Raw genomic sequence first — 24,403 nt, forward strand, 5'->3', positions numbered from 1 at the left:
CCTTCTCCTATAACTTTTGACAAGCAAGTAAATAGTTGACACTGACCGATTGCTGCAGGGAAGCTTTGTGATTCAAAGGATTATAAGACATACCGGATATGGCAATAGGTTCTAATCCTGCCTCCCGCACCATGGTTGCCAATTCGCTGGGCTTGATAAATTTTTTAAATTCATGAGTCTGGCGTGGTAACAATTCCAAAATATATTCAGCAGCAATGATTGCTGCTGCGTACGCCGCTGGCGTCCGGTTGATCGTTGATAAAAATAAATAACCACCTGGTTTTACCAAACGAGAACAATGTTCAATCACTGTTTCTGGCTCAGAAACATGCTCCAGCATTTCCATGCACGTTACTGCATCAAATAATTTTGTCGCAAACGTCTCAATCGATTGACATACATATTGAATATTCAAATGGCCTTCATTCGCATGAGCACTGGCTGCAGCAATTGCATCCTTTTCAGCATCCAGGCCAGTAACTTTTGCTCCCAATCTCGCCATACTTTCAGCTAAAATTCCACCGCCACACCCCACATCCAAAATATGCTGCCCAGATAAATTAATAAATTTCTGAATAAATTGAAGGCGCGCGGGATTAATATCATGCAGTGTTTTAAGTGGACCATGTTCATTCCACCACTGACTAGACAATTGCGCAAATTTAGCAATCTCTTGTGAATCAATTGTAGTTTTTTTATTCATGATATCTTAGTAAATCCATGGGTTTAAAAAATGCCACCACTTGTGGGTTTGTGATAAAACTAATATTGTAAGGATGTTCAGCCACAAGGCTTGGAAAAAGATTGGCTTCAGGAATCTGTTTTGCCACATGGCCCAACAAGATTAATTGCACGGATGGCTTCAATTCAGCCAATTTTCTAAATAAACAATGAACAAACGGCCGCCAATGGCGAGCATGATAATTTACCTTTCCTTCACTATATACCAAAGAAGCATTTAAAAGCAAAAATCCTTTATCCATAAAAGCATTGAATAATTCTTTTGCCGTTTTTATATAATGCGTCTTATCAAGTTTGGCGATGGCTTGCTGTGAAAAATCTTCCTTTTTCAAATCTCCACGCGCATAAAGCAACATTTTTATCCAGTTACGCAGAGAAGTTGCACGGTTAACTTCCTTGCTTAATCCATTCGAGCTCCACAACGACCCTACAGAATTATCCCAGAATGCATAACCATTTGCCGATTGCGCCCGGGGATATGGCGACTCTCCTAAAAGGATATATTGAGTCGCAGTCAAAGGCATACTAAATGCTGCAAATAAATTTTTCTTGCCCGGCAGCCAATCCTGGCTAGTGTCCAGTTGTTGCAGATAATCATCAGCCACCTGATCAAGTGCTTCATGCAGGATAGGACGCCACTGCTCGTGGGCCTGCTCAATAATATTACGCATGCAGCCTCCTAACATCATTTGACATTTTTTTAAATATAACCTAAACCATACCCTATTCTCGCTTCATGTCATTAAATGTCAATTAAACTTCAAAATAACAGGAGATATAATATGTCTAATGGACCAAAGATAGGAGAGTTTTGTTGGAATGAACTGGCAACGCCCAATGTCAAGGCAGCAAAAGAATTTTATGGTAATGCCTTTGGCTGGAAATTTTCTGACCACTCAATGAATGGCTCAACCTACACCATGATTAAATCCGGTGAAAAAGAATTTGCGGGTATCTGGGAAATCCCTCAAGATCAGTCTAAACAAATTCCACCCCACTGGATGAGTTATATTTTAGTGGACAACCTCGAAAACAGCTTAAAAAAAGTACAAGAACATCGTGCCACCATTAAAGTTCCCACTACAAAAGTAGGAGAATTTGGTCAATTTGCCATTATCACAGATCCTACCGGGGCTCATGTCGCATTATGGGAAACATTCAATAAGTAAGACGCTGGCTCTTTACCAAACGTGCAAAATAAATGCAGTCTTGGGTAACAAAATGACTCTAACAGCGTTCCTACGTCCAATTTGGCAACAGGAATGCTGTACTTTGTTTTCTTCCGCTTCATTTATAATGTAATCTAAATGTAAAATCATGATCTTAACTTATATCTGCCTAGGCTGACTTGCGGCGGCGTATCATTTAAGATAAGGTCATAGTCTTCGCAGACGAGTCTCAACATGCTCAACTCATTACCAGAACTTATACACTCCGTGCGTGCAAACCATTCAATGATGATTGCACAATTGCACCAATTTTGTGAAATTAATTCTGGAACCGATAACCTTCCCGGATTAAAAGCAATGCATCAAGCCCTTCATTCTGTTTATATTCCTCTAGCAGATGAAATTCAATCACGTAGCATGCCTCCGGTAACAACCATCAATATGGCTGGCAAAGCAACCATGACAACTTCTGGCAATATTCTTTATATAAGAAAACGACCAGAGTTGAAACGGCGTATTCTTTTAAGTGGCCATATGGATACCGTGTATGGCGCCCACCACCCTTTTCAAACTCTAACGTATGTAAACGAAAACCATCTGATTGGTCCTGGAGTAGCAGACATGAAAGGAGGGTTAGTCGTCATGTTGCATGCTCTGAGTACATTTGAAAAAACGCCATTTGCAACCAAATTAGGTTGGGATGTCATTATTAATGCCGATGAAGAAACCGGTTCAATAGCCTCCAGTGCTTTATTGGATGAACTTGCCCCCAATTATCAAGCTGCTTTGGTCTATGAGCCTGCCATGACGGCAGATGGCATGCTGGCAAAAAATCGCAAAGGAAGTGGTAAATTAACACTCATTGCTACTGGGAGAGCAGCCCATGCAGGCCGCGCATTTCATGAGGGACGAAACGCCATTTGTTATTTGGCAAATGCCATCCTTGCAGTCGATGCATTAAATGGTAAAAAAGAAGGGGTGACCATTAATATTGGTAAAATCGCAGGTGGAGACGCTCTGAATGTTGTTCCTGATAAAGCAGTGGCCAAGCTGGATATACGCATCAGCCAACCAGAAGATGAACGATGGGTTCGCGATCAACTTGATCAAATTATTAATCAGTTACAACAAGACGATTACTCTCTGACGGTTCACGGTGATTTTGGTAGGCCAGTTAAACGAGTAACACCCGCAACAGAACGATTGTTTCAACGAATCCAGCACATTGGCGAGGAACTTAATTTGACGGTTGACTGGCAAGACAGTGGTGGTTGTTGTGATGGGAATAATCTGGCACGCTATGGTTTACCGGTCATTGATACATTAGGAGTCCGCGGCGGACACATTCATAGCTCGAATGAATATATATTGCTTGACAGTCTTGTTGAGCGCGCCACATTAAATGCTTTATTACTGGTCGATTTGGCACAGGGTGGCCTCGAAGAACTGTCCGGAAAATCATAAATCTTAAGGACATGATGACCATGATGCTATTTCGCAGTGCAAAAGATACTGATTTACCTGCAATTTATCACTTGGCAGAACACAGCGGTATTGGCTTAACCACGTTGCCAAATGACATGGAGCTGTTAAGTAAACGCCTCAAATGGTCAACCGTTTCTTTTGCTAAAACCGTTAATCATCCTCATAATGAATATTATTTATTTGTGCTCGAAGATCCTTCCACCCATCAAGTGGTAGGAACGTCAGCCCTTGAAGCCTTGACTGGACATGACAACCCTTTTTATTCCTACAAACTGTCAAAACGTACCCGAATTTGTCATTCTTTAAACATTCGTACGGATTATGAGGTATTAAGCCTGGTCAATGATAATCAGGGATGCAGTGAAACTTGCACCCTATTTCTAGATCCTGGCTATCGTCACAGCAACAATGGTTTATTGCTGTCCAGAGCCCGTTTTTTATTTATGGCGCACTACCCTCATCGTTTTGCATCTAAGGTCATTGCAGAAATGCGCGGTATTTCAGACGAAGAGGGGAATTCTCCTTTCTGGGATGCAATAGGCAGTCATTTTTTCCACATGTCTTTTGCAGAAGCAGATCGATTGACCATATCAACCAATAAACAATTCATTGCGGATCTCATGCCAAGAAACCCAGTGTATGTAAAATTAATTGATACTGCCGCTCAGGCAGTTATTGGCAAGCCACATCAATCAACCGTCCCTGCCATGAATATCCTGATGCATGAGGGATTTCGCTACAATAATTATGTAGACATCTTCGATGCTGGCCCAACGCTGGAAGTACCTAGGAAAAGAATTCACACCGTTGCAGCCAGTAGAGTCATGACCGTAAAAAATATTATTGACGACGTCAGCAGTAAGGCATTTATTATAGCTAATACTCAACTGGACTTTCGGGCAACCATATGCCAAGTCATTTTTAATGAGACTCAAAGCTCCTGTATTATCAGTAAAGAAACAGCGGAATTATTGCAAGTAGAGCGCAACGATTGTGTACGTATTGTTCCATTACAAATCGATCAAGCAGGTTTTTAAGGCAATCATAATGAATTATTCAAAAAAAAATAACTTCTCTCATTATTTTGACGGACATTGGACCATCGGCTCCGGACCTTCATTTATCTCGGTTAATCCAGCCGATGGAAATTCTATTTGGCAAGGAAGGAGTGCAACAGCAGCAGAGGTGGTTGCTGCCGTTGACTCCGCTCATCGAGCCTTGCCCTTCTGGTCTCGCCATGATTTTTCTACTCGGGCAAATTATATACAAAATTTCGCCAATCAGATAGAAATGAAGCGCCAGGAATTAACTTACTTAATTGCACTTGAAACGGGAAAACCCTTATGGGAAGCAGATACTGAAGTCAGTTCTGTGATTGGCAAGATTAATTTGTCCATTCAAGCTTATAAAGAACGTACTGATGAAAAAAAATAAGCAACCCTGACACCACCATAGGCCATTTACGTTACAAACCGCATGGCGTTGTCGCGGTGCTGGGACCATTTAATTTCCCTGCCCATTTGAGCAATGGCCATATTGTTCCTGCCTTACTGGCCGGCAACACTGTGGTTTATAAACCAAGTGAATTAGCACCGGCTGTAGCAGAGTTGATTCTGCAATGCTGGCATGACAGTGGACTGCCTGGCGGTGTTCTTAATGGCATTCAAGGGGATGCAACCAGCGCTCAACTATTATTGCAACAGGATATTCAAGGCGTTTATTTCACGGGCAGTTATAAAACCGGATTAGCCATTCATCAACAATTTAGTAAAAGGCCAGACATCATTCTTGCCCTGGAAATGGGGGGGAATAATCCTCTGATCATCGATACAGTAAAAGACATGCAAGCAGCCTTATACCATACCATGATATCTGCGTTCATCACTGCCGGGCAGCGTTGTACCTGTGCAAGACGAGTGATGATTCCAGATGATCATTTCGGCGACCAATTTCTGGAGCATTTCATTCAGTCCTGTAAAAAAATCCGTGTGGGGCAATTTACAGAAACCCCTGAACCATTCATGGGCCCAGTCATTCGCCATGCTCATGCTTTAACTCATCTTAAAACTCAAGAGCAGTTAAAAACAGCCGGAGGCAATTCACTGCTTGCCATGTCTCTACTTGTAGACAATACCGGCTTGCTTTCTCCGGGGATCATGGATATGAGCCAAGTTAAACATCCCGCCGATGAAGAAATATTTGCGCCATTCGTGCAAATTTATCGTTACCACCATTTTGAAGACGCGCTTGTTCTTGCTAATCAAACTCAATATGGTTTGGCCGCAGGAGTTATAACGGACCATTATGAACGCTATGAGCAATTTTATCACACGATTCGTGCCGGACTCATTAATTGGAACCGACCAACCACTGGAGCGGCAAGTAATATGCCATTTGGTGGCATTGGCCATAGCGGCAACCACCGTCCCAGTGCTTATTTTGCGGCAGATTATTGCGTTTATCCTATTGCAAGTCTGGAACAACCGCAATTATCAACTCCTAAAAAATTATTGCCTGGAATTGAATTATTTTGATCCAATCCTATCAAAGTAGATACAGGAGAGTTCCATGGAGGTATATGAATTAAATATGGATGGTCTCGTCGGACCAAGCCATCATTATGCAGGCCTTTCAGCGGGTAATATTGCTTCGACTTTCAATGCATTCACCACAGCCAATCCTGCCGCTGCCGCTCATCAAGGCATTGCAAAAATGCGCCTGTTACACCAAATGGGATTAAAACAGGCCTTACTTCCGCCCCATCAAAGACCCAATTTGCATTTATTACATCAATTAGGTTTTTATGGCTCACCAGCGGAACTTGTAAAACAGGCAAAAAAAGCCGACCTTAATTTATTAGGTGCGTGTTATTCAGCCTCCAGCATGTGGACCGCCAATGCTGCCACAGTCTCAGCAAGTCTGGATACTCAAAATCATCGTGTACACTTTACTGCCGCCAATTTGGTTGGAAATCTGCATCGCCATCAAGAAGCCGATTATTCTTACCAATTATTAAAAAAATATTTGCTGATGAACGGTTTTTTCATCATCATCCACCATTGCCTAAAACGCTTATTACAGGGGATGAAGGAGCCGCCAATCATAACCGGATATGTGCCTCTCACGACCACCCAGGCATCAACCTTTTTGTATATGGGAAACGAGCTTTGCCGGTCAATAATTCCTTTCCCTGCCCTCGCCGTTTCCCTGCCAGACAAACATTGGAAGCCTCACAAGCCATAGTTCGTCAACACCAACTTGATCTTCAACACGTTTTATTCGCTTGTCAAAATCCCGCAGTCATCGATCAAGGAGTATTTCATAACGACGTTATTGCGGTAGTCAATGAATCGGCCTTATTGATTCATGAGGAAGCTTTTTTTCAACAAGCCGATGTATTAGAAGAATTACAACGCCTCGCAAACTTTCCTTTGCAAATCATTGAAGTCCGTGCCAAACAAATTTCAGTTGCAGATGCAGTCCATACTTATTTATTTAACTCCCAATTGATTACCTTGCCTGCAGAGAATGGCAAGAAAAAAATGGCATTGATAGCGCCTATTGAATGTCAACATCATCAACAAATCAGCGTATTTATTGACGAAATGTTGGCTGATGATACCAATCCCATTACTGAAGTACATTATCTTGATCTTAAGCAAAGCATGCGTAATGGGGGTGGGCCTGCTTGCTTACGCCTGCGAGTTCCGTTGAATGTGCAGGAATTAGCGGCCATGCATCAAGGCATTTTGATTAATGATAAGTTATTAGATGATTTGGAAAAATGGGTTCAGCGACATTACCGCACACAATTACATATTAATGATCTGGATGATCCTGCCTTGATTAATGAATGTTTCTCAGCACTTGATGAATTAACAACTATACTTAATTTGGGCAGCATCTACCCTTTCCAGCTGGAAAATGTTGATGAACGTTTTTTTAACTAAGTCCTGTCATCATGAACAAAATACGACGAAAGACGTTTGGCGGACGGTGCATTTATCATTCCTCCCGAGGTATTAAAGTGCATCAAAATCTTTTGTACCGTTGGCTAACGTTGGGCAATGATGACATACAAACCCTAATTAATCGCCATCATCCGGGAAAACCCATTCTTGATTATATTAAACCGTTAACGGTCGGTGTGCGTGCGCAACCAGCAAATTGTTGTCTGTTAGGTTTGGGAGGTGCGGGCGTTGCTCATGCATTGTCTTCCCATCTTATGGATTTTCAACTTGATGTTGTAGAGTATGATAATGAAATTATTGAACTCGCTCATACTTATTTCATGCTGGATCGATTGAAACATTTGAAAATCATTCATCAGGATGCAAATTTATTTATACAAGATAGCCAAGCAACCTATCAACACATCATGATTGACTTATCGGATGCACACGCCTTCCCCGAACATTGCAATAATGACCTTTTTTTTGAGCATTGCCGCAGACTTTTACTTCCGGAAGGAACACTTGCCATCAATTTAGCAAACTTACATGAACAATGGCCGGTACTCCAACACATCCGCACTCATTTCAAGCAAGCGATTATCTCTCTGCCTGTTAAAGGAAGCGCCAACATGGTTATCCTGGCTTCCCGTACAGAAAACGCTCTGGCACTGGCAAAATTGCTAAAAAAAAATCAGCAATTAAAACAATTATCTTGGGATTCGCATTGGGGATGCATCGCCGAGATTTAATTGGTCATTAACTGACATTGAAATCTCAGTGGTTGGTTGCGCAGGTTTATTTAAAGGAAAGCGCCAACTAAATGGTGTCAGCAAATAAAAATTAACGCACGCTGGGTGCCGCGCACAAGTCGCGGCACGTAAGTACTGAAGCTAACTATCAATAGCCTCTAAATTGCCATCAAATCTTTTTCTTTCTCAGCTAAAACCAAGTCCACTTCGGCAATGTATTTATCGGTTAATTTTTGAATCGTTTCATTACCACGACGCTCATCGTCTTCAGAAATTTCCTTTTCCTTAACCATTTCTTTGAGCTGGGTATTCGCGTCTCGCCGAATATTACGAATGGAAACACGCCCTTGCTCAGCTTCTCCGCGAACAACGCGAATCATTTCCTTCCGACGCTCTTCCGTTAAGGGAGGCATAGGTACTCGAATGGCTGTTCCGGCAGTCGCTGGATTTAAACCCAAATCGGAAGTCAGAATAGCTTTTTCAATAGCAGCTACCATCGCTTTATCCCATGGTGTTACCAATAAAGTGCGAGCATCGCTGACCGTCACATTCGCCACCTGGTTTAATGGCGTAAGGCTACCATAATAATCCACCTGCACATGATCCAATAGGCTGGCGTTCGCGCGTCCGGTCCTGATTTTAGTCATTTCATGCCGTAATGACTCAATGGTCTTATGCATTCGCTTTTCTGCATCCTGTTTGATCTTATTGATCATGGTTAGCTCCTATTATAGTTCCAATGCGCTCACCGATAACAATTTTACTTAAAGCATCTGACTCTGACATATTAAAAACTTGCAAAGGCATTCCATGCTCCTGACACAAACAAATCGCAGTAGCATCCATGACTTGTAATCCCTGGCTTAACACGTCCCTATAAGTCAAAAAATCATAACGAACCGCCTGAGGATTCTTAACTGGATCGTCCGAATAAACCCCATCCACTTTTGTTGCTTTTAATACAATATCAGCGCCCACTTCAATAGCACGCAAACAAGCAGCAGAATCCGTTGTAAAAAATGGGTTACCTGTGCCTGCAGCAAATATTACGGCATGACCATTGCGTAAATGGGTCATTGCTTTCCGACGATGATACGGGTCAACAACTCCCAGCATGGGAATTGCTGACATGATTCTTGCCGGCAAATCAATTCGTTCAAGCGCATCTCGCAAAGCCAGGGCATTCATAACCGTGGCCAACATACCCATGTGGTCTCCGGTTACTCGACCAAGTCCTGCTTCTGACAACGCTTTACCGCGAAATAAATTTCCGCCACCAATAACCAAACCAACTTCCACACCCATCTGGATAAGTTTAGCAACATCATTGGCTATTTTATCCAAAATGGATGGGTCAATACCAAACTGCGCCTTACCCATTAATGCTTCACCGCTGCACTTTAAAATAATGCGCTTGTACTTCAGTTTTGGTTGATTGTCATTCATCATTGTTCACGAACCTGAGCCATTACTTCAGCGACAAAGTTATCTTCTTTCTTTTCGATACCTTCACCAACTTCATAACGAGTAAATGCCATAATCTCAGCATTTTTTTCTTTTAATAACTGCCCTACTTTTTTATTTGGATCTTTCACATAAGGTTGTCCGAGCAAGCTTACTTCATCGACAAACTTGCTGATACGTCCTTCAATCATCTTATCAATAATATCTTGTGGCTTGCCACTTTCACGCGCTTGTGCAGTAAAGATTTCACGCTCATTTTCAATGGCATCTGCTGGAACCTGATCACGACTAACCACCAAAGGACGGCTGGCGGCAATGTGCATTGCAATATCCTTAGCCAGAGATTCATCGCCATTTTTCATCGCGACCAGCACACCAATACGACTTCCATGCAGATAAGAACCAATAACACCATCGCATTGCATCTGTTCAAGGCGACGCAGTTTAATGTTTTCACCAATTTTTGCTATCAGCTCTTGTCTTGCTTGCTCAACTTTGCTTTGATGCCCAACGAGTGTTTCATTAGCCAATGCGTCGACATTTGCTGCGTGGGTATGCAGAGCCGTTTCAACCACTTGATTGGCAAACTGGACAAAATTACCATCTCGTGCCACAAAATCAGTTTCGCTATTAACTTCAAGCATCGTAGCTTTTCGTCCATCTGCAGAACGGGCAATAACGATTATTCCTTCAGCAGCCACTCGATCTGCTTTTTTATCTGCTTTAGCTTGACCTGCTTTACGCATTTCAATAATTGCTTGTTCAATATCACCATTGGTGGCAACCAGAAACTTCTTACATTCCATCATTCCGGCACCAGTACGCTCACGTAATTTCATTACCAGGGCAGCACTAATCGTCATAATTCATTTCTCCGTAGATTATCATTGAGTCAACCTGAATGATTTGAAAGGCTTAAGCCTCCCAACTTAGGGAATTGCGGGCTACCGTATGCAGCCCAACTGCATATTATTCAGGCTGAACTTAACTCTTGCAGCCAATGATGCAGCAAGAGATATGAAAAAAGTGCACATGTTCGTGCACTCATTTAAAGCAGATTACTTAGCTGCTTCTTCAGAATCTTTCTCTGTAGGAACTTCAACAAATTCAGCATCAGAAGATACCCCGCCAACCGTATTCCCACGTTGAGCATCAATGATGGCATCCGCGACACAACGAACATAAATTTCAACCGCTCGCATGGAGTCATCATTAGCAGGAATAACATAATCAATCGGGTCTGGATCATTATTGGTATCAACTACCCCAATAACTGGAATTTTTAATCGTCGTGCTTCTTCGACAGCAATGTGCTCAAAGCCAACATCAACGACAAAAAGCGCATCAGGCAAACCACCCATGTCTTCTATTCCACCCAGGCTGCGCTCCAATTTTTCCAATTCACGGGACAACATCAGGGCTTCTTTTTTAATCATCGTTTCGAAAGCACCTTCATCGCGCATTTTTTTCAGTTCTTTCAGACGAAAAATGGATTGGCGAACTGTTTTGTAATTCGTTAACATCCCACCCAGCCAACGGTGATCAACGTATGGCATGCCGCAACGTTTTGCATGTTCGCGAATACTGTCTTGCGCAGCCCTTTTCGTTCCAACAAATAAAATTTTTGCTTTGTTTGCTGCAAGGCGACCAATGAAATTCAAAGCGTCGCTAAACATGGGCATTGTTTTTTCTAAATTTATAATATGAATTTTATTTCGGGAACCGAAAATATATTCAGCCATCTTGGGATTCCAAAAACGAGTGCGATGACCAAAATGAGCTCCCGCTTCCAGTAATTCACGCATACTTAAGTTCATTTTATTTTTCTCCAGGGTTAAGCCTCCACATTTCCCATACAGCACCCATCATGCTTAACTATTGCAAAACAGGACCCTACTGCATGTGTCGAAACGTGTGTGTCGTTAAAAGCGCAGGAATAATACCATAATCACTGATTATCAGCAATTTACTTTCAATAACAAATAAATTAATGATAACTTGGAAAATTTTTCAGAATGTCTATACTACTGAGTGCCTATTGCAAGGTAATGATATTACTAACCAAACTTAAGGAAGATTAAGATGATTAAAAAATGATTTTACTGCCTGCCTTGGCTTTATCTTTAGCATTCAGTGCTCCGAGCTTTGCTGACAAAAACGGTGGACAATGTCCTTGTATGCGTCTTCAAAAGCTGAGTCAAGAACTGGACTTAACTGCTGATCAACAAGCCAAAATCAAAGCCATTAAAGAGCAAGCCCAAAAAGACATGAGCGCGAATGAAGCAGACATGAAAAACATTCGCAGCCAAATAAAAGAGCTTATCCAATCAGAAAAAATAGATGAAGACAAACTCAATAAGCTCATTGAACAAAAGAAAGAAATTATAGCCTCCGCAATGAAAACAAAAATCATGATGAAAAATCAGATTTACAATGTGCTCAATGCCCAACAAAAAGCAAAGTTTTCCGCACTAATGGATAAATGGGAAAGCAAACACAAAGCCCATGACGAAGAAATGAATGACTGATAGACCCTTGTTTTGTTCATTGTTCATAAAAACAATGAACAAAACTTTCCCCATGTTTTAACTTGATCTTTTCTTTAGTTGCAGAAAAAATGCTTACGCAGGGTTTAATTTAAGAGTAAAACACCCATAGGTAGCGAATCCGCTGCTTGTGCTATGATTAAAATTTATGGATTCAAACTATGGCAATTACAATAAAAACACCTGAAGAAATTGAAAAAATGCGGGTTGCCGGCCAACTTGCGGCTGAAGTTCTTGAGATGATAACCCCTCATGTGCAAGAAGGTATTACCACCGATGAACTCAATTCAATTTGCCATGACTACATCGTTCATAAACAACAGGCTATCCCTGCCCCATTGAATTATAATGGCTTTCCAAAGTCTATTTGCACCTCAATCAACCATGTTGTTTGCCATGGGATTCCCGGCAAAAGAGCACTGAAAAACGGTGACATCATTAATATTGATGTTACCGTCATTAAAGATGGCTACCATGGTGACACGAGTAAAATGTTTTTATTGGCTCACCATCTATTAAAGCAAAGCACGTTGTCAAGATTGCCCACGAATGCCTGTTTATTGGAATTAACATGGTAAAACCCGGCGTACGCTTAGGCGACATTGGCCATGCCATTCAGCAACATGCAGAAACCAATCGTTGTTCTGTCGTGCGAGAATATTGCGGCCATGGCATCGGGCGCATTTTTCATGAAGATCCGCAAGTATTGCATTATGGCACACCAGGAACAGGAGAAATATTACGTCCTGGAATGACCTTTACCATAGAACCAATGATTAATGTCGGTAAACCGCATACTCGTTTGCTGCCTGATCAATGGACCGTGGTAACCAAAGATCATAGCCTCTCTGCACAATGGGAGCATACCTTACTCGTCACAGACAACGGCGTGGAAATTTTGACATTGCGTCATGAAGAACGAGAAGCATTGCAAGCGGCTCAACCTTCTTATGAACTATGATAATCGTTTATTAAAACAAAATCTTAAACAGCTTAAGGATGAGCTGAGTATTCATTTTTGTCAAAAAATACACATCACCTCGATTACCAACAAACTCGTCACCTACATGGATGACTTACTATTATGTCTTTTCCAAAAACATACGCTCCATAAAGAAGGAGATTTTTGTCTTCTTGCCCTTGGCAGCTATGGGCGGCGGGAATTGCAGCTGTATTCTGATATTGACTTGCTATTATTGCATCGTGAAGACGCTTCAGACACCCAGTTACAATGTGCTCAATCCTTCATTCAGGATTGCTGGGACATTGGCTTGGAAATCAGTCATCAAATCACAACCGTCGATGCTTGTGCCAATCTTGCCAGCCAGGATCTTACGGTCATATCCAGTATTATGGACATGCGCCTGGTATGTGGCTGCGGTGCTCTTATGGAAGAATTACAATATCAAACCCATCCATTGCATATGTGGACCAGTCATGATTATTTTTTTGCCAAAATGCAAGAGCAAACCCAGCGCTATGAAAAATATGGTGAAACCGCCTATAATCTCGAACCAAATGTTAAAAATGGCGCAGGAGGATTGCGTGATCTTCAAATCATATTCAGCATTAGTAAACGACATTTTGGCACCAAAAAACTGAAAGATGGCATTCGTTATGGTTTTATAACGGCAAAAGAATATGAAGAATTAATGCACTGTCAGCATTTTCTCTGGCAAGTCCGTTTCGCTCTGCATATGTTGGCTGCCCAAAAGGAAGATCGCCTGCTATTTGACCATCAAATTAAATTAGCAAATCTATTTAATTATAAAGATGATTCGCATTCCTTAGCGATCGAACAATTTATGAAGTCCTATTTCAAGATCATCAAGCGCAGCCGAGAATTAAATGAAATGCTACTGCAATGGTTTTCTGAAACCATTGTTCATCAACAAAAACAGAAATTAATACCACTGGACGACGATTTTCAATTATCGAATGATTATATTGAAGTTCGGCATGCTAAAGTATTTCGCCAAAAACCGGAAACGTTACTGCAAATTTTCTTATGGATTACAAAGAATCCAACCATCAATGGGGTACGGGCAAACACCATTCGCTTAATCCGCCAGCATCTTTATCTTATCGACAAACGATTTAACCAATCCCCCAAAACAACTAAATTATTCATGGACTTGATGAAAGCAGAAAACAGCCCCTATGAAGCTTTACAACGTATGAATCGTTATGGCGTATTAGGATATTACCTGGATTGCTTCGCCATGGTCACAGGTCAAATGCAATACGATTTATTTCATGTCTATACAGTGGATCAGCATACCTTGTTTGTCATCCGTAATCTTGGACGTTTCCTCAATGATCAATATGCTCGCCAGTTTCCCTTATGCGCTCATTTAATGGCTAAATTGCAAAAGCGTGAGATTCTCTACTTAGCAGCCCTGTTTCATGACATTGCTAAAGGCCGTGGCGGCGACCATTCCGAATTGGGCGTTATTGATGCATCTAATTTCGCCACACGTCATCATTTAAATGCGGAAGAGCATCAATTATTAATATGGTTAGTCCGCAATCATTTGCTCATGTCACAGACCGCTCAACGTCAAGACATCTACGATCCTAAAACCATTCAACAGTTTTGTAACTTGCTTCCCAAAGCAGATTATCTGGAATATCTTTATTTGCTAACCGTTGCAGACATTTGCGCAACCAATCCAAGCTTATGGAATGCTTGGAAAGATTCTTTGCTAAAAGAATTGTATTATGCTGCCAAAAGCGCTATGGAGCATGAGAAAAAATTACTGGATGAAGCAGCCCTCGTTCATTCACGTCAACAGCAGGCTTTAGCTATCTTGGCCAAAAAAATATAGCACCGGCCTCCGTTCATGATCTATGGAAACACTTTAAACAAAAATATTTTTTGCATGAGCCACCCAAAGTCATTGCCAGACATACGAAAGCCATACTCTCTTGCAAACAATTTCCATTAGTGCTCATCATGCCCCACCACAGTGATGGGGGAACGGAAGTGTTTATTTACATGCCGCATCGCGATGAACGTTTTACCATCACCACCACTGTTCTTAATAATCATCATGTCACCATTCAAGAAGCAACCATTCTAACGTGCGATAATCACTTTGATTTGGATACTTACATCATTCTTGATGAAAAAATCAGGCCTTTCTTGATAGGCAGCAAGCAGCTAACATACAGCGGGCACTGGTGCATCATTTAAGTGATCACAGTCATCCGCCCAAAATTGCATCACGACGATTATCCCGGATTCAGGCGCATTTTAAAATCAAGCCACAGATAACATTCAACAATGACATGGAGCATCAAAACACACGCATGTTTTTAGTCACAGGCGATAAACCGGGGCTATTGGCACGCATCAGTCACATTTTTTTAAATGAAAAAATTCATTTGCATAATGCCAAAATTGCAACGGCTGGAGAACGGGTAGAAGACATGTTTTATCTAAGCAACCAGGATGGTCAACCCTTAACCAAGGAACAACAAAACAGCTTGCATCAAAAATTAATCGATGAACTCAGTCATTATTAGTATCGTTTCCATTTAATTTTGATAAGTTGATTGTACACATTGATCTTTTCTCTCAAAATTAAATGGAAACGGTACTAATGATCAACAGAAATTACTCACTCCCATCCAATTTACGGCGACTTTCGAAAAAGTCCCTTAATAATGCAGCAGCATTTTCCTGTAAAGGACCTTCATCCACCTGAATGGCATGGTTTAAAGGATACCCTCGCATGAGATTATAAACCGAACCAGCTGCACCAGCCTTAAAGTCTCTGGCGGCAAAAACTAATCGTCGTATTCGTGAATGAACCAATGCTCCGGCACACATGCTGCAAGGCTCCAGAGTGACGTATAATGTGCTATCCAACAGCCGATAATTCTCTAAATAAGAGGAAGCCTCACGAATAGCCATCATCTCGGCATGGGCGGTAGGATCATGCGTTTGAATGACTTGGTTCCAACCGCGACCAAGCAACCGATTATCGGAGCTTACCAATACCGCTCCAATAGGTACTTCGCCTTGCGCTTTTGCTTTTAAAGCCATTTCCAGCGCTTGTGACATCCAGAACGCGTCCTGGTTTACCACGTCACTTATTCCCATTCAATCGTAGCTGGTGGCTTTCCTGAAATATCGTAAGTCACTCTTGAAACACCATTGACTTCATTAATGATGCGATTAGATACTTTCGCTAGGAAATCCCAAGGTAATTGCGCCCATTTAGCCGTCATAAAATCAATGGTTTCAACGGCACGCAAACAAATGACGTACTCATACCGACGCCCATCTCCCATCACCCCAACGCTTTTTACAGGCAAGAATACAGCAAATGCCTGACTGACTTTATGATAGAGATCAGCCGCATGTAATTCCTCGATAAAGATGGCATCGGCCTGGCGTAAAATATCCGCATAGATTTTTTTTACTTCTCCAAGAATGCGCACACCAAGACCTGGACCAGGAAAAGGATGACGATACACCATCTCATAGGGCAATCCCAGTTCCAAACCAATGCGCCTTACTTCGTCTTTAAATAACTCTCGAATAGGTTCCAGCAATTTTAAATTCATTATTTCAGGCAATCCCCCCACATTATGGTGAGACTTAATGACTTCGGCCCCACCACGAATATGAGTAGCAGCCGATTCAATCACATCTGGATAAATAGTGCCTTGAGCCAGCCAGCCAACATTACTAAGTTTTGCAGCTTCTTCTTCAAATACTTCAATAAAAAGCTTTCCTATTATTTTTCTTTTTCTTCCGGGCAGCTCACTTCTTGCAAAGCATGCAAAAACTTTTCTTCAGCGTTGACAGCAATAATATGAATGCCCATATGTTGACCAAACATGGTCATCACTTGTTCCATTTCATATAATCTTAACAAGCCTGTATCAACAAAAACACATACCAGCTGTTTACCAATAGCGCGATGCAATAAAGCAGCCACAACGGATGAATCCACACCACCCGATAAACCAAGCAACACGTTTTGAGTGCCGACTTGCTGGCGAATTTTATCGATGGCTTGCTCGATGATATTATCCGCTGTCCAATTGGTCGTTGCCTTACAAATATCAACAACAAAACGCTCCAGAATTCGCATTCCTTGTAAAGTATGCGTGACCTCTGGATGAAACTGTAAACCATACCAATGACGCGATTCATCCGCCATACCAGCAATGGGGGCGTTTGCGGTTTCGCAAATGATCTGAAAGCCGGGCGGAAGTTCAGTGACTTTATCACCATGGCTCATCCAGACATCCAGCATGGCCTCGCCACTTGACGTCGTTCGATCTTCAATGTGACTCAACAGCGCGCTGTGTCCGTGAATGCGAAGTTCAGCATGGCCAAATTCCCGTAATTTGGATGATTCAACACGTCCACCCAATTGCATCGCCATGGTTTGCATGCCATAACAAATACCAAGCAATGGAATGCCGGCTTGAAATATCCATTCTGGTGCACGGGGATTAGTGTCATAAATCACCGTAGAAGGCCCACCAGATAAAATAAGACCGCACGGAGCCAATTTCTGTAAATGCGACACATCCACATCAAAAGGATAAATTTCGCAATAAACACCCATTTCGCGGACCCGACGGCCAATTAATTGGGTGTATTGAGAGCCAAAATCAAGAATAATCAATGGTTTTGTTTAATATCTTTCATAAATCTTAAGTTTATAGAGTTGGATACGAGACTATTCATCAATCTGATAATTAGGTGCCTGTTTGGTGATGCTCACGTCGTGAACATGAGACTCACGCATGCCGGCATGGGTTACTCGAACAAATTCTGCTTTTTCGTGCAGCAAACTAATCGTGCCGCAACCAGTATACCCCATACAAGAACGCAAGCCTCCCAGCATTTGATGAATAATCGTCTGTACTGGGCCCTTATAAGGAACACGTCCTTCAATACCTTCAGGAACCAGCTTCTCAGCCCCTTGACTGATGTCCTGAAAATAACGATCGCTTGAACCTTGTGCTTGAGCCATCGCACCAATTGAGCCCATGCCCCGATATCCTTTATAAGTACGTCCTTGATACAGCTCGATTTCCCCTGGCGACTCTTCTGTTCCTGCAAACATGCTGCCAAGCATGACGGTGTGCGCTCCGGCAGCCAATGCCTTGCAGACGTCGCCTGAAAATCGAATGCCCCCATCAGCAATCACAGGGACTTCTCCTTTCACGCCAGAAGCCACATTGGTGATGGCAGTAATTTGTGGCACACCAACTCCTGTCACGATTCTGGTGGTGCAAATAGACCCAGGACCAATACCAACCTTAACGGCATCAACCCCTGCAGCCACCAAATCACGGGCAGCAGCGGCTGTGGCAATATTACCGCCAATGACCTGCACGGTTGGAAAATGCTTTTTAATCCACTGAACTCGATTAAGCACGCCTTGAGAATGACCATGAGCCGTATCAACCACAATGACATCAACACCAGCTTCAACCAATGCCATGACTCGGTCTTCTGTTCCCTCGCCTACACCGACCGCTGCTCCCACACGTAACTGTTCGGCGCTATCCTTGCAGGCATAAGGATTTTCCTTTGCCTTTTGAATATCTTTCACGGTAATCAGCCCTCGAAGACAAAATGCGTCGTTGACCACCAGTAATTTTTCCAACCGATGCTTGTGTAAAAGACGGCGGATTTCCTCCCGACTGGCCCCTTCTTTTACCGTAACCAATCGTTCTTTTGGTGTCATAACCGCTGAAACAGGCAATGACAAGTTCGTTTCAAAGCGGATATCACGGCTTGTGACAATGCCAACGAGATGATCGTTATCCACGACAGGAACACCGGAAAAATTGTGTTTTGCCATGACCGCAAGAAGTTCCCTAACGCTTAAGGTGGGTACCACAGAAACAGGGTCTTTGACCATGCCGCTTTCAAATTTTTTCACTTTTTTCACCTCTTCGGCTTGAGAGGTGATACTCATATTTTTATGAATGACCCCAATACCACCTTCCTGAGCCAAGGCAATGGCTAAGCGTGCCTCAGTTACAGTATCCATGGCAGCAGAAATAAGTGGCATATTTAATTCGATGTCGCGTGTCAATCGCGTTTTCAAAGACACTTCTTTGGGTAATATCGTCGAGTGGGCTGGAACTAACAAGACATCATCAAACGTTAATGCTTGTTGGATGATAGAAAGCGGCATACTACCCTCCGGTAATTTAGTTAACCGAACATTATATAATAATTACCAGGACAGATAAATAGCTTTGTTGTCTTAGATCAAATCCTTAAATCAAAGCTGTCTCCTTGAAAAGGATTGAGCATCCAATGCCTTTTTTAATTGTAATATACTCATCATCCGACTTTGCGAGCATTCGCAATGACAACCGTTTCATGGGACAGCCCTGCATCTTAAATACTGTAGCAGAAGTTATGAAAATAAATTTTTTTAACTTAACGGCATTAAACCGTATTAAAATAAGCAAGAATGTACAATTGAAAATTATTTTACCAATAGGTAGTTGAATAATCCCAATAAGAACGTGTAAACTGAAGCAAATTTATTACTTTTTGTCAACTGAAGGGAAGGGTTAAGCGTTGGCCAAGATTATCGTCGTTACTTCTGGTAAAGGGGGAGTTGGTAAGACCACGTCTTCTGCGGCATTTTCAGCGGGTCTTGCACTGCGTGGGCATAAAACCGTTGTCATTGATTTTGATATAGGATTGAGAAATCTTGACCTCATCATGGGCTGTGAACGCCGTGTGGTTTATGACTTTATTAATGTCATTAATGGCGATGCCACCTTAAAGCAAGCACTCATAAAAGACAAGCGCATCCCGGAGCTTTACATTTTACCTGCTTCACAAACCCGCGATAAAGACGCCTTAACGCTGGAAGGGGTTGAAAACGTTTTAAACGAATTATCGAAAGAGTTTGATTACATCATTTGTGACTCTCCTGCTGGCATTGAAACCGGCGCTTTAATGGCCATGTATTTTGCCGATCATGCGATTGTAGTCACCAACCCGGAAGTGTCTTCTGTTCGCGACTCTGACCGAATTTTAGGGCTTTTAGCCAGTAAAACAAAACGTGCAAAGGAAAGCAGCACCCCAATACAAGAACATCTCTTGCTCACGCGCTATGACCCCGAGCGCGTCACCAGAGGGGATATGCTGTCCGTCGACGATGTTAAAGAAATTCTGGCCATCCCGTTAATTGGTATTATCCCTGAATCCAAAGCCGTGCTTAAGGCATCGAATACTGGCGTGCCAGTGACTTTGGATGAGCAAAGCGATGCGGGTCTTGCTTATCAGGATGCCATTGCCCGTTTCCTGGGTGAAGAGCGCCCCATGCGTTTCATTCATGCCGAACGTAAAGGAATATTGCGCCGTCTATTCGGAAAAAACAAGGAGGATCTCCCAGCATGAGTATTTTTAATTACTTACGCAAGCGCAACGCGACGGCCAAAGTAGCCAAGGAGCGTCTGCAAATCATCATTTCGCACGAGCGCACCCAAAGAAATACGCCGGATTACCTGCCAAAATTACAGGAAGAAATTCTGGCCGTCATTGCGAAATACATCCCTATTAGCCATGATCAAGTCAGTGTTAATCTCGAGCGCATGGGTGATAATGCCGTTCTTGAGCTGAACGTCACCATGCCGGATGAGGCATTGGCTTAATATAGATGCATTTCCTTCTCACTCATCTGAAATTACAGTCTCAGCGGTTTTTTGTTCCTCAATATTTTCCAACAACCTTCTTACCTTATTCAATCCCATACTGAAAAAAATCGCAGTCTGGATAACACAACTCGGTATCCGATAAATCTGTACATTTATACCTGGTTAACGCCTGCGTTAACCAAGCTACCTCGCTAATTTAATAAAATGATGTTATAATAAGCAAATAGATTAATTTCTTATTGAGTGGTAAAAATGAAAGTCAAAATAGATAAAATTCAAACGCCATCTCTCGTATCCTCATCAGAAGATCAATATCAGGTATCATCTGTTGATGCCGCAACTGTAGAACGTAATCAAAGTCAAATGAGATCTTACATTAGCACTGCACGAGCTCATTTAGAGTCTTTAAAGCAAGAATTATATAAAACTCTTGATGCCAGTGGTTTATCTCCTGCTATACTTCAAGCAAACGGCAGTCTACCAGCTGGTGCTGACACTAGCCTACCATTATCCGCGTTTCTTGAAAAAGCGTATACTGTTCAAACGTATAGCGATGAAGGCGAGCCGATAATCAATCGCGAGCAACCTTATATCGACACAGGAAAGCAGTTTGCTAAATTTTGTGACGAGTGGCATCCACCTCGTGTTCCGCTGACTACAGATCAGATATTATTAAATGATGCCGGAAAAATGATTGCTTCCATAAATACAGCCTTAAGTCAATTAAATAAAGTTGAAGCAACGTTAACTATAGCTCGAAAGGATCCTGCTGAATATGAGCGTGCTGGATTACAGTTTCAACAAATCCCTAATGCCATAACAACTGTTTTGGACTCAGCCAGTCAATCTAAATTCGTGGAAGTGGTACCAAACCAAACCGTTTTACAAAAAATTTGGTCTGGCCTTTCTGAACTTGCAAGTAAAATAGGTAGCTTTTTTTCTAACTTAGGAAAATCAGAGACTCAACAGTATAGGGAAAAGTTTTCTGCCATTAGAGAAAAATACGAAGAGCCAATACCCAGTGCTGCTGAAGAGCATCATGTAGATGTAAGTAATGATGCAAAACCAGCACTATAGGGGCTCTCACAAAGTCATTCTACTGCCAATGGCACCACTTCTTCATTCGAGTGCTTTTTTCCAGCCTTAGACCCTCCTGATTGCCGGACAAGTTCTTCCGTGTTGAAGTCATCGACGGCAATGACTTGTTGTCTTGCTTGTTCCGCTTCTTTTAACTGCTGTGCTTCTTCTGCATTGAGAATGCCTTTTGCTTTTGCTTCTTCAATTTGTTCAAGAAGCGTCAAAGCATGAATAACTTTTTCACGCACGCCTTGTGCCACTTTCTTTTCCAGCGCCTCTACAGCACACAGTTTGTGAAATGCAGCTTCCAATTGCCCTAAAGGACAATTCATTCCAGGTTCTGCAAACACCAGTGACGTTAGGCGCGAGCGGGTTTCATTAGGCTCAATCAACAAACGAGCCACCGTTTGACCTAGTTTATCACTTGGTTTTGTTCGTCGACTTCCAAGGGGTTGCAACATAATCCTTAATACAGCGCGACCCCATCGCCGTGGAAAATTAGCAATCACGCCGCGCATGGCAGATTCGCACTCATGCAATAAATACTGACAACACCATTCAACCAATGGCAAATCAGCATCAGGCTCCCCGTCTTGCTGAAAGCGGTTTAACACCGCCGAAGCCACATATAAATAACTTAACATATCACCTAATCGGGCAGATAATGTTTCTTTGCGCTTTAGTGTTGCGCCAAGAGTCATCATGGAGAAATCCGCGAGAAAAGCAAGATGGCTGCTGTAGCGATTAATCCACTGATAATAACGTTTCATTTTTACTGCTGGCGCATGACTTACACGACCATCAGTAAAAGAAAACAACAAGGAGCGGGTGAAATTTGCCAATATAAATGCCGCATGCCCCCATAACGCTTGATCAAACGCCGATAAATCATTGTTCTTAATGCTTTCCATCTCAAGAAAGACATAGGGGTGACAACGAATAGCGCCTTGTCCAAAAATAATTAAACTGCGGGTTAAAATATTTGCTCCCTCGACGGTAATGCTGATGGGGGCACCTTGATAACCCCGGCCTAAATAATTATTAGGCCCAAGGCAGATGCCTTTACCGCCATGAATGTCCATGGCATCAAGTGCGACGGAGCGTGCCCATTCGGTGGTATGATATTTCAAGATGGCACCAGCCACTGCCGATTTTACCCCAGCATCAATGACGGTGGTGGTCATAGCCAAAGCAGCGTTAATCATGTATGTTTTTCCGGCAATACGCGCCAAGACTTCTTCAATGCCTTCAAATTTACCAATCGGTTGATTAAATTGCTTACGGACACGTGCATAAGCACCACTGCCTAGAGAAATTGCCTGTGTACCACCCGCAGCACTGGAGGGCAAAGAAATAGCACGGCCTGCACTAAGACACTCCATCAACATCCGCCATCCTTGGCCTGCCATCTTTTCCCCGCCAATCAAATAATCAAGAGGAATAAATACATTTTTACCTTGTGTAGGTCCATTAAGAAATGCGATATTCAATGGAAAGTGACGACGCCCCTTGATAACGCCAGGAGTATCGGCAGGAATCAAGGCACAGCTAATACCTACATCATGTCCCTTGCCAAGAAGATTGTCTGGATCAAACAAGCGAAATGCCAAGCCAATAACCGTTGCTACGGGACATAACGTAATATAACGTTTGTCCCAGTTTAAGCGGATACCCAACACTTCTTGACCATTAATTTGTTCACGGCATACGATGCCCTGATCAGGAATTGAGGCGGCGTCGGATCCCGCATTTGGACCCGTTAAGGCAAAACAAGGAATGTCCGTGCCATTGGCGAGACGAGGAAGATAATAATTTTTCTGTTCTTCCGTACCATATTTTAAGAGGAGCTCCGCCGGGCCAAGCGAATTAGGCACTGAAATGGTGGAAGCCACCGTGACTGAACGGCTATACAGCTTAACTAAAACAGACATTTGCCCGGTTGCTGAAAATCCAAGTCCGCCGTACCGCTTGGGAATTATCATACCCAGAAAACCATGAGACTTTATGAAAGTCCACATTTCTGGCGGCATGTCGGCACGATTATGGGTGATGTCCCAATCATCAATCATACGGCATAACGTATTGACTGGACCATTCAAAAAGGCTTGTTCGTCCTCACTTAAGCGCACCGCAGGAACGGCGTGCAAGCGGCTAAAATCAGGCGCCCCACTGAATAACTCACCTTCCCAGCCAATGCTTCCTGCTTCCAAGGCTTCTCGCTCAGTGGCTGACATTGCCGGCATTGCCTGCCGTGCAATATGCAACAAGGGACGGGTTAACAAGCCCTGACGAAGCGGCCTGATGGTTCCGATGAGAAACAATGCAAAACCCAGCCACAATCCAGTCTGAGCAAACAAACCGGGAGAACCATATTTCATGACTAACAATGCAAAAATCGCATAACTGATGAACCAGACCTTGAGGGATGCCTGCTTGACCAGCAACAAACAGACTACACTTAAAACCATCACGATCAATAGACTATGCAGCATGGTTTCTCCTTTAATAATTATCCTGCAGCCTGGTTAAACAATAACCTGAAAGCAATCGTCCAACAC

At 42.6% G+C, this 24,403-nt stretch carries 17 protein-coding genes and 5 pseudogenes; 12 read left to right on the forward strand and 10 right to left on the reverse strand.

The genetic code is table 11. The features are described from left to right. Positions 1–7: 7 nt before the first annotated feature. Both ubiG and LOA_RS07610 read right to left on the reverse strand, forming a co-directional pair. Positions 8–703, reverse strand: a complete 696-nt coding sequence (gene ubiG, locus LOA_RS07605; RefSeq protein ID WP_025385813.1) for a bifunctional 2-polyprenyl-6-hydroxyphenol methylase/3-demethylubiquinol 3-O-methyltransferase UbiG — start codon at positions 701–703, stop codon at positions 8–10. After that, positions 696–1,412: a uracil-DNA glycosylase family protein gene (locus tag LOA_RS07610; RefSeq protein ID WP_025385814.1), complete on the reverse strand. Its 717-nt coding sequence runs from the start codon at positions 1,410–1,412 to the stop codon at positions 696–698. Before LOA_RS07610 ends, ubiG begins: the two co-directional genes overlap by 8 nt. A gap of 111 nt (positions 1,413–1,523) precedes the next feature. Between LOA_RS07610 and LOA_RS07615 the strand changes: the two genes are divergently transcribed. From LOA_RS07615 to LOA_RS07640, 6 genes and pseudogenes are all read left to right on the forward strand, one after another. Continuing rightward, a complete protein-coding gene (locus LOA_RS07615; RefSeq protein ID WP_025385815.1) occupies positions 1,524–1,910 on the forward strand; it encodes a VOC family protein in 387 nt (128 codons plus the stop codon). Positions 1,911–2,144: 234 nt separating this feature from the next. Next, complete coding sequence (locus LOA_RS07620; RefSeq protein ID WP_025385816.1) at positions 2,145–3,374, forward strand: hydrolase; 1,230 nt, start codon at positions 2,145–2,147, stop codon at positions 3,372–3,374. Positions 3,375–3,394: 20 nt separating this feature from the next. Further along, complete coding sequence (locus tag LOA_RS07625) at positions 3,395–4,432, forward strand: arginine N-succinyltransferase (RefSeq protein ID WP_025385817.1); 1,038 nt, start codon at positions 3,395–3,397, stop codon at positions 4,430–4,432. 10 nt (positions 4,433–4,442) lie between these two features. Continuing rightward, positions 4,443–5,929: pseudogene (gene astD, locus LOA_RS07630) on the forward strand (succinylglutamate-semialdehyde dehydrogenase). Positions 5,930–5,963: 34 nt separating this feature from the next. Beyond that, a pseudogene (gene astB / locus LOA_RS07635) lies at positions 5,964–7,345 on the forward strand (N-succinylarginine dihydrolase). A 77-nt stretch (positions 7,346–7,422) separates the two neighbouring features. Then, positions 7,423–8,097 (forward strand): spermidine synthase, encoded by a 675-nt coding sequence (locus tag LOA_RS07640; RefSeq protein WP_051398980.1) that lies wholly within the window; start codon positions 7,423–7,425, stop codon positions 8,095–8,097. Positions 8,098–8,255: 158 nt separating this feature from the next. Here the strand turns inward: LOA_RS07640 and frr are convergent, their stop codons facing one another. From frr to rpsB, 4 genes are all read right to left on the reverse strand, one after another. Then, complete coding sequence (frr, locus tag LOA_RS07645) at positions 8,256–8,813, reverse strand: ribosome recycling factor (protein WP_025385819.1); 558 nt, start codon at positions 8,811–8,813, stop codon at positions 8,256–8,258. Further along, positions 8,803–9,546 (reverse strand): UMP kinase, encoded by a 744-nt coding sequence (gene pyrH, locus LOA_RS07650; RefSeq protein WP_025385820.1) that lies wholly within the window; start codon positions 9,544–9,546, stop codon positions 8,803–8,805. Before pyrH ends, frr begins: the two co-directional genes overlap by 11 nt. Then, positions 9,543–10,427, reverse strand: a complete 885-nt coding sequence (tsf, locus tag LOA_RS07655) for a translation elongation factor Ts (protein WP_118996648.1) — start codon at positions 10,425–10,427, stop codon at positions 9,543–9,545. The genes pyrH and tsf overlap by 4 nt, the downstream gene beginning before the upstream one ends. Positions 10,428–10,619: 192 nt before the next feature. After that, positions 10,620–11,378, reverse strand: coding sequence for a 30S ribosomal protein S2 (gene rpsB / locus LOA_RS07660; RefSeq protein ID WP_025385822.1), 759 nt, complete (start codon positions 11,376–11,378; stop codon positions 10,620–10,622). Between the two features lie 276 nt (positions 11,379–11,654). Between rpsB and LOA_RS07665 the strand changes: the two genes are divergently transcribed. From LOA_RS07665 to glnD, 3 genes and pseudogenes are all read left to right on the forward strand, one after another. After that, positions 11,655–12,089 carry a Spy/CpxP family protein refolding chaperone gene (locus LOA_RS07665; protein WP_025385823.1) on the forward strand — a complete coding sequence of 145 codons (435 nt, stop codon included), beginning with the start codon at positions 11,655–11,657 and terminating at the stop codon, positions 12,087–12,089. Positions 12,090–12,268: 179 nt separating this feature from the next. Then, positions 12,269–13,068: pseudogene (gene map, locus LOA_RS07670) on the forward strand (type I methionyl aminopeptidase). Continuing rightward, a pseudogene (gene glnD / locus LOA_RS07675) lies at positions 13,058–15,635 on the forward strand ([protein-PII] uridylyltransferase). Before map ends, glnD begins: the two co-directional pseudogenes overlap by 11 nt. 91 nt (positions 15,636–15,726) lie before the next feature. On the opposite strand, the gene tadA reads toward glnD, so the two are convergent. From tadA to guaB, 3 genes and pseudogenes are all read right to left on the reverse strand, one after another. Further along, positions 15,727–16,200 (reverse strand): tRNA adenosine(34) deaminase TadA, encoded by a 474-nt coding sequence (gene tadA / locus LOA_RS07680; protein ID WP_272946923.1) that lies wholly within the window; start codon positions 16,198–16,200, stop codon positions 15,727–15,729. Between the two features lie 5 nt (positions 16,201–16,205). Then, a pseudogene (guaA, locus tag LOA_RS07685) lies at positions 16,206–17,781 on the reverse strand (glutamine-hydrolyzing GMP synthase). A 31-nt stretch (positions 17,782–17,812) separates the two neighbouring features. Continuing rightward, positions 17,813–19,285 carry an IMP dehydrogenase gene (guaB, locus tag LOA_RS07690; protein WP_025385825.1) on the reverse strand — a complete coding sequence of 491 codons (1,473 nt, stop codon included), beginning with the start codon at positions 19,283–19,285 and terminating at the stop codon, positions 17,813–17,815. 395 nt (positions 19,286–19,680) lie between these two features. Between guaB and minD the strand changes: the two genes are divergently transcribed. From minD to LOA_RS07705, 3 genes are all read left to right on the forward strand, one after another. Then, the gene (gene minD / locus LOA_RS07695) at positions 19,681–20,511 is read left to right on the forward strand and encodes a septum site-determining protein MinD (RefSeq protein ID WP_025385826.1); all 831 of its coding nucleotides are present in this window, start codon (positions 19,681–19,683) and stop codon (positions 20,509–20,511) included. Beyond that, positions 20,508–20,765 (forward strand): cell division topological specificity factor MinE, encoded by a 258-nt coding sequence (gene minE, locus LOA_RS07700; RefSeq protein ID WP_025385827.1) that lies wholly within the window; start codon positions 20,508–20,510, stop codon positions 20,763–20,765. The genes minD and minE overlap by 4 nt, the downstream gene beginning before the upstream one ends. A gap of 255 nt (positions 20,766–21,020) precedes the next feature. Next, positions 21,021–21,845 (forward strand): hypothetical protein, encoded by an 825-nt coding sequence (locus LOA_RS07705; RefSeq protein WP_025385828.1) that lies wholly within the window; start codon positions 21,021–21,023, stop codon positions 21,843–21,845. A gap of 14 nt (positions 21,846–21,859) precedes the next feature. Here the strand turns inward: LOA_RS07705 and LOA_RS07710 are convergent, their stop codons facing one another. Then, entirely contained in the window at positions 21,860–24,337 is a 2,478-nt protein-coding gene (locus LOA_RS07710; RefSeq protein ID WP_025385829.1) for an acyl-CoA dehydrogenase, read from the reverse strand. Between the last annotated feature and the right edge of the window lie 66 nt (positions 24,338–24,403).

This window comes from Legionella oakridgensis ATCC 33761 = DSM 21215, assembly GCF_000512355.1.
Lineage (GTDB): Bacteria > Pseudomonadota > Gammaproteobacteria > Legionellales > Legionellaceae > Legionella_A > Legionella_A oakridgensis.